At 72.7% G+C, this 414-nt stretch carries 1 protein-coding gene; it reads left to right on the top strand.

Going from position 1 to position 414, the window contains the following annotated elements:
* A partial coding sequence (locus ACEN88_RS34400) for a HAMP domain-containing protein (protein ID WP_413346889.1) occupies window positions 1-414 on the top strand: 414 nt, incomplete at both ends.

Below are 414 nucleotides of genomic sequence, written 5' to 3' on the forward strand. Positions count from 1 at the left end.
GGCCGTCGGCCTCGCGTTCGCCGTCCGCCTCGCGCGTTCGATCGTGCTGCCGCTGCGCAGCGCCGTCGCGGTGGCGCAGCGCGTGGCCGGCGGGGATCTCACCAGCCGGATCGAGGCGGGTTCGAAGGACGAAGTCGGCGAGCTGCTCGGTGCGCTGGCGGCGATGAACGCGAGCCTCGGCACGATGGTCGGCGAAGTGCGGCGCGGGACCGAGACGATCGCCACGGCGTCCTCGCAGATCGCGAGCGGCAACATGGACTTGTCGGCGCGCACCGAGATGCAGGCCAGCGCGCTGCAGCAGAGCGCCTCGTCGATGGAGGAACTGACGGGCACCGTGCAGCAGAACGCGGACAATGCGCGCGCAGCGAACGCGCTGGCGGCGGCCACGGCGACGATCACGGCCGAGGGCAGCGA

Source organism: Massilia sp. CT11-108, from assembly GCF_047302915.1.
Lineage (GTDB): Bacteria > Pseudomonadota > Gammaproteobacteria > Burkholderiales > Burkholderiaceae_D > Telluria > Telluria orientalis.